The 15,825-nt window shown below is 46.3% G+C and carries 10 protein-coding genes and 1 rRNA gene; 5 read left to right on the top strand and 6 right to left on the bottom strand.

The window, feature by feature from the left end; translation table 11 throughout:
• Window positions 1–41: 41 nt before the first annotated feature.
• The 4 genes from bioD to bioB form a co-directional block, all read right to left on the bottom strand.
• Entirely contained in the window at window positions 42–785 is a 744-nt protein-coding gene (gene bioD, locus SPUTW3181_RS08710; RefSeq protein ID WP_011789001.1) for a dethiobiotin synthase, read from the bottom strand.
• A gap of 39 nt (window positions 786–824) precedes the next feature.
• On the bottom strand, window positions 825–1,634 hold the full coding sequence (gene bioC, locus SPUTW3181_RS08705; protein ID WP_011789000.1) for a malonyl-ACP O-methyltransferase BioC: 810 nt from the start codon (window positions 1,632–1,634) through the stop codon (window positions 825–827).
• A 138-nt stretch (window positions 1,635–1,772) separates the two neighbouring features.
• Window positions 1,773–2,984: an aminotransferase class I/II-fold pyridoxal phosphate-dependent enzyme gene (locus SPUTW3181_RS08700; protein ID WP_011788999.1), complete on the bottom strand. Its 1,212-nt coding sequence runs from the start codon at window positions 2,982–2,984 to the stop codon at window positions 1,773–1,775.
• A gap of 4 nt (window positions 2,985–2,988) precedes the next feature.
• Window positions 2,989–4,041, bottom strand: a complete 1,053-nt coding sequence (gene bioB / locus SPUTW3181_RS08695) for a biotin synthase BioB (RefSeq protein ID WP_011788998.1) — start codon at window positions 4,039–4,041, stop codon at window positions 2,989–2,991.
• A 123-nt stretch (window positions 4,042–4,164) separates the two neighbouring features.
• Here bioB and bioA point away from each other — a divergent pair, with 123 nt between their 5' ends.
• Together bioA and SPUTW3181_RS08685 are read left to right on the top strand one after the other, a co-directional pair.
• Window positions 4,165–5,505: an adenosylmethionine--8-amino-7-oxononanoate transaminase gene (gene bioA / locus SPUTW3181_RS08690; protein WP_011788997.1), complete on the top strand. Its 1,341-nt coding sequence runs from the start codon at window positions 4,165–4,167 to the stop codon at window positions 5,503–5,505.
• Between the two features lie 232 nt (window positions 5,506–5,737).
• On the top strand, window positions 5,738–7,339 hold the full coding sequence (locus tag SPUTW3181_RS08685; RefSeq protein ID WP_011788996.1) for a methyl-accepting chemotaxis protein: 1,602 nt from the start codon (window positions 5,738–5,740) through the stop codon (window positions 7,337–7,339).
• A gap of 55 nt (window positions 7,340–7,394) precedes the next feature.
• Here the strand turns inward: SPUTW3181_RS08685 and SPUTW3181_RS08680 are convergent, their stop codons facing one another.
• The gene (locus SPUTW3181_RS08680; protein WP_011788995.1) at window positions 7,395–10,832 is read right to left on the bottom strand and encodes a NahK/ErcS family hybrid sensor histidine kinase/response regulator; all 3,438 of its coding nucleotides are present in this window, start codon (window positions 10,830–10,832) and stop codon (window positions 7,395–7,397) included.
• 175 nt (window positions 10,833–11,007) lie between these two features.
• On the opposite strand from SPUTW3181_RS08680, the gene acs reads away from it, so the two are divergent.
• From acs to SPUTW3181_RS08665, 3 genes are all read left to right on the top strand, one after another.
• Window positions 11,008–12,960 carry an acetate--CoA ligase gene (gene acs / locus SPUTW3181_RS08675; protein ID WP_011788994.1) on the top strand — a complete coding sequence of 651 codons (1,953 nt, stop codon included), beginning with the start codon at window positions 11,008–11,010 and terminating at the stop codon, window positions 12,958–12,960.
• A 147-nt stretch (window positions 12,961–13,107) separates the two neighbouring features.
• Window positions 13,108–14,916 carry a DEAD/DEAH box helicase gene (locus tag SPUTW3181_RS08670; RefSeq protein ID WP_011788993.1) on the top strand — a complete coding sequence of 603 codons (1,809 nt, stop codon included), beginning with the start codon at window positions 13,108–13,110 and terminating at the stop codon, window positions 14,914–14,916.
• A gap of 60 nt (window positions 14,917–14,976) precedes the next feature.
• The gene (locus tag SPUTW3181_RS08665) at window positions 14,977–15,237 is read left to right on the top strand and encodes a GrxA family glutaredoxin (RefSeq protein ID WP_007648921.1); all 261 of its coding nucleotides are present in this window, start codon (window positions 14,977–14,979) and stop codon (window positions 15,235–15,237) included.
• A 301-nt stretch (window positions 15,238–15,538) separates the two neighbouring features.
• On the opposite strand, the gene rrf is transcribed toward SPUTW3181_RS08665, so the two are convergent.
• A 5S ribosomal RNA gene (gene rrf, locus SPUTW3181_RS08660) occupies window positions 15,539–15,654 on the bottom strand.
• Window positions 15,655–15,825: the final 171 nt, after the last annotated feature.

Genomic DNA, 15,825 nt, shown 5'->3' with positions numbered 1-15,825 from the left:
AGCTCGCATAACACTAAAAGCAACATGCCGAGCTACTCCGGTTAATTAGCTTCAGGAATAACCCGCTTTAGTAATGCTTCACAATGTAAAAAATTCGCCGCATTGTCAGCCGAGGGCTCATCGAGAAATGGCACACAACCGAGGAAAGGTGCAGTCATCATCTCTTTAAGACTCGTCAGATTCTCCTCAAACATACTCATGTTCGGATCGACACTATTCGCGACCCAACCTGCAATCTTAAGCCCATCGGCCAATATCGCCTCTTGAGTCAGCAATGCATGATTTAAGCAACCGAGTTTCATGCCAACCACGAGTATCACAGGCAGTTCTAATCTCTGTACGACTTCCGAAAGATACCTGCCATCACCTAAGGGTAAACGCCAGCCCCCCGCGCCCTCAATCAAGCAAAAATCCGCTTGAGCAAATGCCACTAAATCTAAACTTTCAATAATAACTTCAGGCGCTAAACTCACGCCCACTTGGGCGGCGGCAATGTGCGGTGCAATCGCAGGTTCGAAGGTAAATGGGTTAATGACGGGATAGGCAAGTTTTAGTGACGATGACGTCATCAACTGTAACGCATCGGCATTACGCAATCCTTCAGAGGTTTGCGTGCAGCCAGAGGCAATAGGCTTAACACCTAAAGTCAACATAGTATTAGCCGCAAGGATACTCACAGCGGAGTCAGCATGGGCGATATTACCTAAACGATTTACTGCGGTTAATAATGCCGATGAAACCAAGGTCTTACCGCTGTCGGTATCTGTTCCTGTTACAAAAAACATATTAGATCCTTTATTAAACTACCCCGTTATCCGATTCGGTTAACCTAATCGACGCGCACGAATTTGTGCAATTTGATAAGTCAGAGGTAAGCCTTGCGGTTGGCGCAACATTTCAGCATGTAAGATGAGATCCTGCCAATCTTTGCGGCCGCGAAGCTTAAGTATTTCACCATGTGGCAATGCGCTAACACGGTAAGATTGAACAGAAGCGCCAACCCCTTTAATGGAATAAAGCAGTGCTTTAAGTGTGTCAAAATGTACTGTCATTGGGACTAATGTAACCTTGGATAGTTGCCATTTCTCAGAATCAAAAGCACCGATTAACTCATCCATAGGAGAAAAAGCATTGACTCGTAGGCCTAATGCTGACAATTCATTAAGGCTACCATCGGCAACAATCGCCAAATGGCATTCACCATTTGGCCTTAGCACCCGCGCCATTTCGGCAACCACAGCCGGAAAATCCGCACACCATTGCAATGCAAGATTGGAGTAGATGCTATCCATAGTACCCTCACCCAAAGGTAATTGCGCGGCATCAGCACAAATACTTTGGTAATGAGGATAAGTCTGCTTCAGTTTTTTCAGCATCCCCAAGGCAATATCTAGCGCAAAAACCTTCGGCTTAGAGATTGCCGCTTGTGGAAATTCAAACCGAGTTCCTGGTCCTGCGCCAATATCTAAAAGATTGCCAGTAGCAATAAAACCGTCCAGTAAACTCGCGGCACTCAGTCGCTGTAACTTGTTATGATCTTGATAGTGATGGGCGGCAGCGGAAAAACGCTCCGCAATCGACGGAACTTGGATATCCCCTGCATAGCTAAGCTCACTCGACTTGATTTGGTTCATAACAACTCACATTCTGTTTTTACAATCTGCATTCACTCACGATACTCATATTGGTACAGTCCAAAGTCAGCATGAATAATGGACTTTTGTCATAAACGACAAAGAAACGGCATAAAAGATAACATCGCTCAAACGAGATTACTCTGGACGTTCACGCTCGCTGACCGAAGGCAGATGAGCATTATCCAGCACCTGAGCGAGCACATTGACACAGTAGGCAATATCACTGGCACTATGGGATGCCGTTAACGTAATGCGAAGCCGCGCGGATCCAACAGGCACAGTGGGTGGACGAATCGCCCCAACCCAAATCCCTCTCTCCTTTAGCGCACTTGAAATCCTTAAAGTTTGCTGGGAATCGCCAATGATCACTGGCTGAATAGCGGTATCTGAACCGAGTAACGGCACTTTTGCCTCAAGACATAACTGTTTAAATAATTGAATATTTTCAAGAAGCTTTAGCCGCAGTTCAGGGTGTGCAACACAGTGCTCAGTTGCGGCCAATGCCAGCGCTGCATTTACGGGCGAAAGTGCCGTAGAATAAATGTATTCACGGGCATTACTCACCAAAAAGTCGATCAAGGCTTTGCTACCTAAAACCGCAGCGCCCTGACAACCTAAAGCCTTACCAAAGGTTACCACTTGCACATCCATAAGTTCGGCAGCTTTGCCAGCATCAAACCCGGGCAGTACACCAAAACCATGGGCATCATCGACTATCAACCAAGTATGATGTTGACGGCAGAGGGTCGATAATGCGGCGACCGGCGCACAGTCTCCATCCATACTAAATACGCTTTCGGTGATAAGCGCCGATGCAGAGTTACGGCTAAGGAGCCGCTCGGCGCTCTCGAGGCAATTATGTAGGAAACGCTTAAGATCGGCGCCACTATCGCATAAACCATCAATAATAGAGGCATGCACTAGCTTATCGGCAACGACTATATCCTGTTTATCAAACAGGGTTTTCATCAAGGCAGTATTCGCACTAAAACCTGAACTAAAGAGCAACGCCGCTTCGTGACCTGTCAGTTCACAGAGCCTTTGCTCAAGGGTAAAATGTGCCTTACTGTAACCTGTCACTAAGGGGGATGCGCCGCTGCCTACCCCATATTGAAGCGCCGCACTGTGCAGCGCTTCAATCAACGCGGGGTTACGGGATAAACCTAAATAATCGTTGCTGCTGAAATTAAGATAGCTACCCCCCTCGAATAAAAATCGAGGACTTAAATCTCCTATGCTATCAGCGCATAAACTGTCTGTGCATAAGGCGTTACGTTGTCTCAGCAGTCCTTGCTCAAACAAAGCCTGTTGACGAGCAGCTATTTTCGCATCGAGCTGAAAACTCATTTAATTACAGCGCCGCAGCATCATAGAACTGCGCTGTTGATTTATCTTGATGGGCAGCCGCTTTAGCCAGCACCGCCTGTTCATCATCAAGGGTTGCCACGGCGCCCTGCTCAGGACGCAAACCTAAACGACGGAATAACCCCATATCATCGCTTTCTTCTGGGTTAGGTGTGGTTAGCAATTTGCAACCATAGAAAATCGAATTGGCACCAGCAAAGAAACACATCGCCTGCAGTTCATCACTCATATTTTCGCGACCCGCCGATAAACGCACGCGAGAAAGTGGCATTAAGATACGCGCCACGGCGATAGTACGCACGAATTCGAGTGGGTCGAGATCGTCAAGCTTCTCAAACGGCGTCCCCGCCACTTTGACTAACATATTGATAGGCACTGAATCAGGATGTTGCGGTAAATTAGCCAGTTGTTGCAGTAAGCCTGCGCGATCAGTTGCCTTTTCACCCATACCGACAATTCCACCTGAGCACACTTTCATCCCAGATGCGCGTACATGAGTTAATGTATCTAAACGATTTTGATAGGTACGCGTCGTGATCACATCACCGTAATATTCAGGCGAAGTGTCTAAATTGTGGTTGTAATAATCTAGTCCAGCATCTGCTAACTCATTCGCTTGTTCAGCGGATAACATACCAAGCGTCATGCAGGTTTCCATACCTAAGGCTTTGACCTCTTGTACCATTTGCTTAAGGTATGGCATGTCTTTTTCTTTGGGGTTACGCCAAGCTGCACCCATGCAGAAACGGGAAGCTCCCGCGGCTTTCGCACTGCGTGCCTCGGTCAACACGGTTTCCATCGCCAGCAAACGCTCTTTCTCTAGACCTGTATCATAGCGAGCACTCTGCGGGCAATATTTACAATCCTCAGGACAAGCCCCCGTTTTAATTGATAGCAAACGGCTGATCTGCACTTCATTAGGATCGTACACCTCACGGTGAATACTGTGGGCTTTAAATAATAAGTCATTCATCGGTAGCGCAAATAAGGCTTCGATCTCTTCCCGCTTCCAATCATGGCGAACTTGCAACTGCGACATTACACACCTTTTATTATTCTGTCTTTTATCTTGGCTAGGATAACCTCAGCCCTTAAACTGTCAACGCCAACCAGTAAGGCAAGTTTACTACTGATTACTTTACAACCAAAAATGTGAGCTATTATGCGTAATTTACTCGATTTTGACTTTGACAGTGCCCATATTTGGCACCCTTACACCTCCATGACCCACTCTCTTCCGGTTTTTGGCGTGCACAGTGCAAAGGGCTGTGAGTTAGAGTTAATCGATGGTCGTAAACTGATTGACGGCACAAGTTCATGGTGGGCATGCGTCCATGGTTATGCCCATCCCGACATATTGAGTGCGATGGAAAAGCAACTACATCAACTAAGCCATGTGATGTTTGGCGGCATTACCCACGAGCCCGCTATCGCACTGTGTAAAAAGCTCATTGCCATGACCTGTGAGCCGCTAACAAAAGTCTTTTTATGCGACTCTGGCTCCATCGCCGTCGAAGTCGCCATCAAGATGGCTTTGCAATATTGGCAAGGCCAAGAACAACCTCAGAAGCAACGCATTCTGACTGTTAAAAAGGGCTACCACGGCGACACCTTTGCTGCTATGAGTGTCTGCGATCCCGAGGGTGGTATGCACACCATGTTTGGGGATGCTGTGACTAAACAATGCTTTGTCGATGCGCCACAAACCGCTTTTGGCGAAGCATTACAAGCGGATGATTTAACCGCAATGCGTAACACCTTAAGTACACACCATAATGATATTGCTGCAGTGATTATCGAGCCTATCATGCAAGGCGCGGGCGGTATGCGCTTTTACAGTGCGGAGTATTTAATAGGACTTCGTGCCCTGTGTGATGAATTCAACATCCTATTGATCTTGGATGAAATCGCCACTGGCTTTGGCCGCACGGGTAAACTATTTGCCTATGAACACGCCCAAATCACCCCAGATATCTTATGTTTAGGTAAAGCGCTGACCGGTGGTTATATCAGCTTAGCGGCAACCCTATGTACTGATGAAGTGGCTCAGGGGATAAGCCAATCCCCCGCAGGCGTATTTATGCATGGCCCTACCTTTATGGGTAATCCTCTTGCCTGTGCAGCAGCTTGTGCAAGTCTTGATGTCATTAATCGGAATGAATGGCAGATCCAAGTAGCAGCCATTGAACAGCAAATGCGTACAGAGCTTAAAGATGCAATTGAAATTCCAAGTGTGAAGGCGGTGCGAGTACTAGGTGCCGTGGGAGTACTGGAAATGCATGAGCCAGTCAATACAGCCGCACTGCAACAACAATTTGTCGATTTAGGGGTATGGGTTCGCCCTTTCTCACACCTGATTTATATTATGCCGCCTTATATCATTAATACGACACAATTAAGCCAACTCACTCAAGCAATGAAGCGAGTTGCAGCAACAATTACGCCAGCAAACCCAACTCAAGCTCGCTCAAACAACACTAAGCAATTGATCAGCCATGGCTAGTCTCTAAATAACGATCACTTATTGGCGATGAGCAATGTTGCAATTGCAACCTTGCTCACAATTGTGACGAATAGACTGGTGTTTACGCTGTTTATTTTGCGGGTTAACTGGAAAATTTAGTAAATATGGCAATGCTTATATCGCTCAGTTTAGTTGCCCTTTTTCTAACATCCCCTGTAACTACAAAAGCTGAGGAATAGCTTAAGCCGCGATACAAAGACAAGGAGATCACATGTTAAAACTCGCGAACATCAGCGTTAATCGAAAACTCGCCCTCCCATTATTTGCAGCACTTACGGGCACCTTAATCTTACTGTTTCTTTCAGCTAACGCCCTTAAAAACAATCTGATGACAGAGAGGGAGGCGCGGCTTAATGCCGTCTTAACATTGGCAATGAGCCGTATTCAAGCACTAGCGCAATCACTCCCGATGGAGCAAGCTCAGCAAGCAGCGAAGGAGATGCTGAATGATATGCGCTTTGATGGAGACAACTATATTTTTGTCATTGATGAATCACGACGTGTTGTCGTCCATCCCATCAGAAAAGAGCTGGTTGGACAGCAAATGGGAGATTCGGACAAGGAAAATTACTGGTTTAAGATGGTCGATCTCGGCCGAAATGGACAACATGGTGTCTTACAATACCAATGGATGACAGCATCTGGGGATGCAGCACAAAAAATGTCACTCGTTATAGGCTTTAAGCCTTGGGGTTGGATTTTAGGGTCAGGAATGTTACTCCAAGATATCGAAGACACTATTTGGCGAGAATATATCATCATGGGAAGTACCACCTTTGTACTTATCCTCTTTATGGCTTGGCTAGGTTATGTGATTAGCCATTCCATTATTCGCTCAGTTGATGATATCAACGAGGCAATGCACGGTATTGCCCAAGGGGATTTAACCATAGAACTCAAAATTTATGGGACGGATGAACTAAGCCAGCTTGCCCAGAACATAAACAAAAGTATGGCAGCGATCCGCAGTGCGCTGAGTGAAGCAAGCAAAGGAGCGGATAATGTGGCACAGGCTTCAGCGAGAATAGCCTCAACAGCAGAAGAAACGAACCAAGCGGTTAATAATCAACGGGATCAGCTCGCCCAATTAGCCACTGCAATGAATGAAATGAGCGCGACCATTGCAGATGTTGCTAACAATGCTGAAAACACGGCAAAAGATACCAAAGAAGCAACATGGGAAGCGGGGCTAGGTAACCAAGATGTCCATGCGAGTGTTGATGGTATTCATGCCCTTGCAAAAGAGGTTGAACAGGCAACCTCCCAAGTCAATCAATTAAAAGAAGAGGTGATGCAAATAAGTGAAGTCACCTCTGTGATCAGCGCCATTTCAGAGCAAACCAATTTACTCGCATTAAATGCCGCCATTGAAGCGGCCCGCGCGGGGGAGCAAGGCCGTGGATTTGCTGTCGTTGCAGATGAAGTCAGGCAACTTGCTAGTCGAACGAGGCAATCCACTGAAGAAATTCAAACCACAATTTCACGATTACAGCAGCGGGCCGTCAATGCTGCCAACGCCATGGATGAAAGTCGAGAACTTGCAGAAAAAAGCGTTGAGCAATCGACAAAAGCTGGGAATGATTTATCCTTAATTGTCAACCATATCAAACATGTGAGTGATATGGCCACCCAAATAGCCACCGCTGCCGAAGAACAAAGTGTGGTCGCAGAGGATATGAATCGAAATGTATGTGGTATCAATAACTCCGCATTGGAGGTGTCTGAGTCGGCCACTTATCTTGCGCAAGAAAGTGAGACGTTAGCGGAACTCTCACTGAATTTAAACAGCAAATTAGCAATATTTAAGATTTAACGGTATAAGCAAAAAGCACTGATATTTCAGTGCTTTTTGCTTGTTACTCAGATTGTCAGACTGATTTTACGAGGCTTGAAATCAAGGCTCGCAGTGCTGCTGGCTTAATCATTTTCGCCATATAGTGATAACCACGGCGCTGCACATCCTCAACCAATTCTTTACGGGTATTCGCAGTGATCAAAATACCGGGTAAATCTTGCCCATACAAGGCACGAATACCGTCCATCGCATCGACCCCATTTTGTCCATCATCCAAATGAAAATCCGCTAAGACGATATCTGGTGCTACGCCTTTCAAACCCAGCTTAATTCGGGCTTCTGATAAATTCTTGGCACAGATAACTTCGCACTGCCAACGACTTAATAAACTTTCTAATCCCGCCAAAATCGCCTCCTCATTATCGATGCACAACACCTTAATGCCGGATAAGGGCTGTAATAATGAGGGTAAAGCTTTGATCTGTGGTTGGCGCACGGTTTCACCTAAAGGGACGCGAATCGAAAACACTGAGCCACGGCCGAGTTGTGATGACACATAAATACTGTGCTCTAGCACTTTACTTATCCTATCTGCAATCGCTAATCCTAAACCCAAACCACTCACACTATTACTTTTAGGATTATTTAATCGTTTAAACTCCTTAAAAATCTCTTGGGTTTCACGTTCATCAATGCCACAACCCGTATCTAATACTTGAATTTCAAGTTCGCGCCCCCGATGACGACAACCAAAAAGTACCCGCCCACCACGGGCATAGCGATAGGCATTGGTTAAAAAGTTTTGCAGCACTCGCCTAAGGAGTGACGGATCGGAGTTTACTGTGGCGCTGCAAGGCATCATCTTAAAGCGAATTTGACTATCCCCCGCCATCGCTTCAAATTCGACGGATAATCCATTAAGCAGCTCTGATATTGCAAAATCACGCCGGTTTACCTCCACCATCCCCGAATCCAGCTTAGAGATATCGAGTAAATCGGTTAGGAGTTCACCCGCAATTTTCAGCGAACTATTCACATGGGATAAGGTCGTGCGCGCCTCTCGGTCTAAATTGGGATATTGGGATAGCGATGCGGTAAATAACCGCGCCGCATTTAAGGGTTGCATCAAATCGTGGCCTACCGCGGCAAGAAAACGACTCTTAGACGCATTCGCCATTTCCTCTTGGGCTTTAGCCTCTAACAGTTCGCTATTTAACATCGCAAGTTCAAAGGTACGTTCCTTAACTCTGCTTTCAAGGGTTTCATTGGCTTCGAGTAAAGCACGTTCCTGCTCACGGTATTGGGTAATATCGGTAAAAGTCATAACAAACCCACCATCTGGCATAGGGTTCCCTTGAATTTTAATAACTTTCCCGTCTTTACGATATCGCTCTGAAGTATGCGGCGTACCATTACGCATATGCTGTACCCGCTTTTCAACCTGTAATTCGATATCCCCTTGCCCGCAATACCCCCGCGCAGCGTTAAAGCGGATCACTTCGCTGATAGGCATTCCCTGCTGCAAAAAACCTTCTGGATATTGATAAAGCTCTACATATTTATAATTCCACGCCACGAGGTTCAGATCGCTATCAATAACACTCATCCCCTCATAGGCATGCTCAATCGCGCCGCGTAGCATATCTTGGCTAAGCATGATTTTTGATGATGCTTCATCGACAAGGCTAAATACTTCATCCAAAGCAAGATCGCGCCCTTGCAGCACAGAATCCATTACCAAAGACGCACTTGAGGCACCAAGGACGCTGGCAAGTAAACGCTCAGTATGAGAAATCAGCGCAGGAGGAGCCGCTTTATGCCAACTATCACTTTTAACCGCATCAGTTGAGAAACGGCTAAAACTCTCATAGGCACGGGTTGGGCTGACAAAGCGACTCGCAAGGATTAATAAATCCTGTTGTGAAATTGGCCCATTCTTTTTATTAGCATTATTTTTGAGTTTACCGGGGCTCACAAAAGCACTGGCCTGAATACGCTCAGCCACCCCTGCCCTAAACCAAATAGAACCCAGTATATAACACGCAATATTGACAAATAACGCCGTTAAGGCATCACGCACATTAGGCTGAATCGCACTGGTCAGTTCAAAATGGGTTGAAATCGGTGCGCCAGAGCTTTGAGTATCCGCCATACCTTGGAGCATCAGATAAAACCATAGGACAAAACCTACGCCTAATCCTAAAAACACACCTGCACGGTTACCATGCTTCCAATAAAGCCCGCCCACAAGTGCAGGGGCTAGCTGGGCAAAAGCACCAAAGGACAACATACCTAAGTGAGATAAAGAGTCACTGTCCGCTAGAGCGAGGTAACTGCAGTAGCCCAAACCAAGGATAATGACGATAGCTAACCGGCGAACATTAAGGAGCATTTGGGAGAATTGGCTAAAATTTTTCTCGCGAATATGCCCAGCGCGTAACATTACCGGCACTAACCATTCATTACTGACCATAACACTGATGGTCACAACGGCCACAATGACCATTCCCGTCGCCGCAGATAAAGTCCCTAGCAAAGCGATAACGGCCAGCAGAGGTTGATCTAATGCGAGTGGCAAATTGATCACATAAGTATCGGCGGCAACTGAATCCCCCAAGATCAATTGACCAGCAAGGGCGAGTGGTCCAACAAATAAGCCAAATAATGCTAAATACAAAGGAAATAACCACCGCCCTTTTGATAAGACGGACTCATCAGCACATTCAACAACCATGACATGGAACTGCCTTGGCATACACAGGAAGGCTGCCATGCCCACTAATAGCTCAGGCATTAAGGCTTCAATACGCGGATTGGGATTATTGATCAATGATTTGGCACTTGCCTGCTGCCAGATATCACCAAAACCATCAAATACCCCAAAGCTAATGACAATCCCAACTAACAGAAAAGCCGCAAGTTTAACCAAAGACTCAAAGGCAATCGCGAGCATCATGCCGGGATTATGCTCAGTTGCATCTAGTTTTCGGGTACCAAATAAAATGGCAAAAATGGCGAGTAATGCGGTGATCAATAACGAAATGGTGACCCCATCAAGGGGATCATCTGCGGGTTGAAATAAATTCAGGCTAAACACCATCGCCTTAAGTTGTAAAGCGATGTAAGGCATGATGCCAAACAACGCAATCAAAGTGACGAGAGCGGCAAGGGTTTGGGATTTTCCATAACGTGCGGCAATAAAGTCAGCAACAGAGGTAATATTTTGTGCTTTAGACACAAGTACCATTTTGCGCAACATGCCAAACCCCAGAGTAAAGATCAGGATCGGGCCGATAAATATGGGTAAAAAAGACCAAAGATCCTTAGCTGATTGCCCTACAGTCCCCAAAAAACTCCATGAGGAGCAATAAACGGCAAGACTAAGGCCATAAATCACAACCTGTAACTTTTTTGTCACCCCACCAAACCAACGCTCGGCTCCCCAAGCTAACAGGAATAAAAGTGATACATAACAAACAGCAATGACGGAAACGACTAAGGTTAAATTCATATTTTGCTCTTTTTTCCCATTATAATGCGATAAATAATGGATGAAATCTAGCCAGATTTTAGAGTGCAACAGACTAAATATAAAGGAAATTTTAACACTAGACCAAGGTCTAATGGAGTTGCCGCCCCCTTGCATACCATACTCAGTCCACGCAATTTTTTTAAAGGGAAGCCCTATGAGCTCGCAGTCTCTCTACAAAGTCTCCGGCAATATCGCTGCCAATGCACTTGTAAATAACGAACAATATAAAACAATGTACCAAGAGTCGATTGTCAACCCAGAGGGTTTCTGGAGAGAGCACGGCAAACGCATTGACTGGATAAAACCCTATACAAAGATCAAAAAAACCTCTTTTGACGATCATAATTTGTCAATTAACTGGTTTTACGATGGCACCCTGAATGCTTCTGCCAACTGTTTAGATCGTCATTTAGCCGAACACAGTGATCGCGTGGCGATTATTTGGGAAGGTGATAACGCCAGCGAACAACGCAAAATCACCTACGGAGAATTACATGCAGATGTGTGTAAGTTTGCCAACGCACTGCGCAGTCAAGGCGTGCGCCGTGGTGACATAGTCACCATTTACATGCCAATGGTGCCAGAAGCCGCCGTTGCTATGCTTGCTTGCGCACGCATTGGCGCGGTTCATTCAGTCGTATTTGGTGGCTTCTCACCTGACTCTATCGCCTCCCGTGTGATCGATGGCAAATCAAAAGTGGTGATCACCTCTGATGAGGGGATGCGCGGTGGCCGAGCCATTCCGCTAAAGCGTAATATCGATGACGCGCTCAATCATCCCGATGTCACTAGCGTAGAAAAAGTCATCGTCCTTAAACGTACAGGTGGCAAAATCGACTGGGTTGAAGGCCGTGATGTTTGGTGGCACAGCTTACTTGAAACCGCATCGGAGCACTGCCAGCCAGAAGAAATGGGCGCCGAAGACCCACTGTTTTTACTCTATACCTCAGGCTCTACCGGTAATCCTAAAGGTGTTTTACATACCACTGGTGGTTACATGGTTTATGCGTCGATGACCCATGAATATGTCTTTGATTATAAAGCCGGAGAAGTGTACTGGTGTACGGCTGATGTAGGTTGGATCACGGGCCACTCATATATGGTTTACGGTCCACTCGCCAATGGTGCCACTGTACTTATCCATGAAGGCGTGCCCAATCATCCAAGCCCCGCTCGACTTGGTGAGATGATTGACCGTCATAAGGTCAATATCCTTTACACCGCACCGACGTTGATCCGTGCATTAATGGCCGAAGGCAAACAGCATTTTGATCAATTCGATGGAAGTACACTGCGGATCATGGGCTCAGTTGGCGAACCTATCAATCCAGAAGCATGGCGTTGGTATCACGAAGTCATTGGTCACGAGCATTGTCCGATTGTCGATACTTGGTGGCAAACCGAGACTGGCGGTATTTTAATAACGCCACTGCCGGGTGCGACGGACACAAAACCGGGATCAGCCACCCGTCCATTCTTTGGCGTACAACCCGCCCTAGTAGACAATATGGGTAACATTTTAGAGGGTGAGAATGAAGGTAACTTAGTTTTACTCGATTCTTGGCCAGGCCAAATGCGGACTGTGTATGGCGATCACGAACGATTCGTGCTGACCTACTTTAAAACCTTCCGCGGCATGTATTTTACCGGTGATGGTGCCCGTCGCGATGAAGACGGTTACTACTGGATCACGGGGCGTGTCGATGACGTCATTAACGTCTCTGGACACCGTTTAGGTACCGCTGAAGTGGAAAGTGCATTGGTATCCCATGAACTGGTTGCTGAAGCCGCTGTTGTGGGCTATCCACACGATATTAAAGGCCAAGGTATCTATGCCTACGTCACGCTAACCCGTGGAACAGAAGAAAGTGAAGAGCTACGCCAGGAACTGCGCCAATGGGTGCGTAAAGAGATTGGTGCATTAGCAACTCCAGACCTCATCCAATGGGCAAGTGGATTACCTAAAACCCGTTCAGGCAAAATTATGCGCCGCTTCCTACGTAAGATTGCTGCTAACGAAGTCACCAACTTAGGTGATGCATCAACCTTAGCCGATCCAGCGGTTATCGAAACCTTGATTGAAACCCGTTTAAATCGTACAGAATAAACCAATGTACGCGCGCTTAATCTAGTTTGGTGTGGATTAAGCGCATCTATCTAAGTTGTCACTTTCAGTAAGATGAAACCCTGTTGAGAAAGAGCCCGATTGCCCCTTTCTCTTGCTTGCCCCTCCAACCAAGGGGCATTTTTTTTGATGACTGTGCTAAACTTGTCGCCTCATTTTGGTCGATATAGATCTTTTATCAGCGTGCCAGTTAACCTCCGAGACTATCAACAGCAAGCAGTCGATGCTGCCATACAACATTTTAAGCAAAGCACCGCTTCAGCCGTACTCGTCTTGCCTACTGGTGCCGGCAAAAGTATCGTCATCGCTGAACTGGCACGTATTGCTAAAGGTCGAGTGCTAGTACTTACTCATGTGAAAGAATTGGTTGCACAAAATGCAGAGAAAGTCGGTTTACTGACAACCGAAGCCAGTATTTATGCGGCGGGACTCAATCAAAAAGCCACCGACGGAAAAACCGTCGTTGCCAGTATTCAATCAGCAGCGCGGGGATTATCGCAGTTCGATCAGCCATTCTCGTTAGTCATTATTGATGAATGCCACAGAGTCAGCCTAGAAAAAACCAGCCAATATCAGCAAGTACTCAAGCATTTACGCACGAAAAATCCCCAATTAAGATTGCTCGGTCTCACCGCCACACCCTATCGCCTTGGCACTGGCTGGATTTATCAGCAACACTATCACGGCAAAGTGGGGTCTCCCGAACATGCCGTGTTTGAACATTGTGTGTTCGAGCTGCCCATCAGGCCACTCATTAAACAAGGTTACCTCACAGCGCCTACGCTATTCGACGGCCTCAGTGCCCAGTACGATTTCAGCCAACTTAAAGCCAATGAGAATGGCGAATATGCCGAAGCCGAGGTTAATGATTTGCTGGGGCATTACGGCCGCGCGACCACAGCGATTGTGAAACAACTCATTGAACTGAGCCAACATAGAAAAGGCATTATCATTTTTGCGGCAACGGTGCGCCACGCCAATGAGATTTTTAATTTACTCAACCAGACTCACGCAGCACAGAGCGCCATGATCACAGCACAAACGCACGACGATGAACGTGACGCGACGATTGAACGCTTTAAAGCCCAAGAGCTTAAGTTTTTAGTCAACGTAGCAGTGCTAACGACAGGCTTCGACGCGCCCCATGTGGATTTAATTGCGATTTTGCGCCCAACCGCCTCAGTCAGTCTTTTTCAACAAATGATCGGCCGTGGATTGCGAATCGCTGAAGGCAAAAAAGATTGTCTTATCATCGACTATGCTGCCAATGGTTATGACTTGTATTTCCCCGAGGTCGGCCAAGCGAAACCCAACAGTAAATCGGTACCCGTGCAAGTGCATTGCCCTGTGTGCGATTTTGCCAATATATTCTGGGGACTCACGGACGACGATGGCGACATTATCGAACACTTTGGTCGCCGCTGTCAGGGTATCGTCGAACCGCAAGGTAAAAAGCAGCAGTGCGACTTTCGCTTTAGATCTAAATCTTGCCCCGATTGCGGAGAAGAGAATGATATCGCGGCGCGCATTTGCCAGCACTGCCAATCGACCCTCATCGATCCCGATAAACGCCTGCGCCAAGTGCTCAGCCAGCAGCACCATCATTTATTCCGCTGCCAACATATGACGCTCATCGACGATGACGGCAATCTGAAAGTGCAGTACCTCGATATCGACGGTAATGAATTCAATCGCCGCTTTAAATTGCAAACGCCGGCCCAGTGGCGAGCCCTATATGCCTTATTCATCTTTCCCCATAGCCGTACACCAGGATTAAAACCAAAAAAGTACACTAAGGTGACAGAGTTAATCAACGACGCGGATAAATTCCGCATGCCCGATCTCTTGCTGCTGAAGAAACATAAAAAAGGCTGGGATCTGCTCGAAAGCTATTTTGATTATCAAGGTCGCTATCAAACTGAAAATAAACGCGGCTGACATTATCAATTCACTTAGGCCTATGGTATAAAACGACTAAAGTAATCCTAAGGAGCTATTATGTTCGTTGTTATTTTTGGCCGTCCAGGCTGTCCTTATTGCGTTCGTGCGGTGCAATTATCTGAGCAACTCGTTGAAAAGCGTGATGACTTCAAGTTCAGATATGTCGATATTCATGCAGAAGGCATCTCTAAAGCAGATTTAGAAAAAACTGTTGGTAAGCCAGTTGAAACAGTACCGCAGATTTTCGTTGATGAGAAACATGTTGGTGGCTGTACAGATTTTGAACAATACGTTCGTGATAATAACCTACTAGGTTAAGCTCACACAAAAATTAACAGTTAATACCGAACAAAAGGAGACCTAATGTCTCCTTTTTCGTTTAGAAAACATGAGGATAATAAAAAATACCATTCTGTATAAAGGATAAAAACTGACGGGCTAGCGGAACAATTTATTGCGCAGCTGGAGACCCCGCTTAACGGCGGGTCGACCGCCATGGATGGTGGAAGTGTCAATAATGAAGGAACATTTATTGACCGACATCGAGGGAAGTTTTCGCGAAGCGGAAAAACACAAAAGCCCTAGCGGTTTAGGCTAGGGCTTTTGTCTTTATTTGGGCGCTTGGCGATGACCTACTCTCACATGGGGAGACCCCACACTACCATCGGCGCGATTGCGTTTCACTTCTGAGTTCGGGATGGGATCAGGTGGTTCCACAATGCTATTGTCACCAAGCATATTCGGTTTTAAACAAGACTCGAGAGCGCACTGCGTGCTGCTAGATTCTAGGTTCTAGGTTCTAGGTTCTAGGAACTAAAACCTGCTCTTATCTTATTTAATAATTTGAAAAGCTGATTGTTTTTTGAGTTCAAGTACACGGATGTACTGTGTGTCATAAATGCAGGA

Origin of the sequence: Shewanella sp. W3-18-1, assembly GCF_000015185.1 — a bacterium.
Classification (GTDB): domain Bacteria; phylum Pseudomonadota; class Gammaproteobacteria; order Enterobacterales; family Shewanellaceae; genus Shewanella; species Shewanella putrefaciens.
This window is presented reverse-complemented; position numbering and strand designations above follow the sequence as displayed.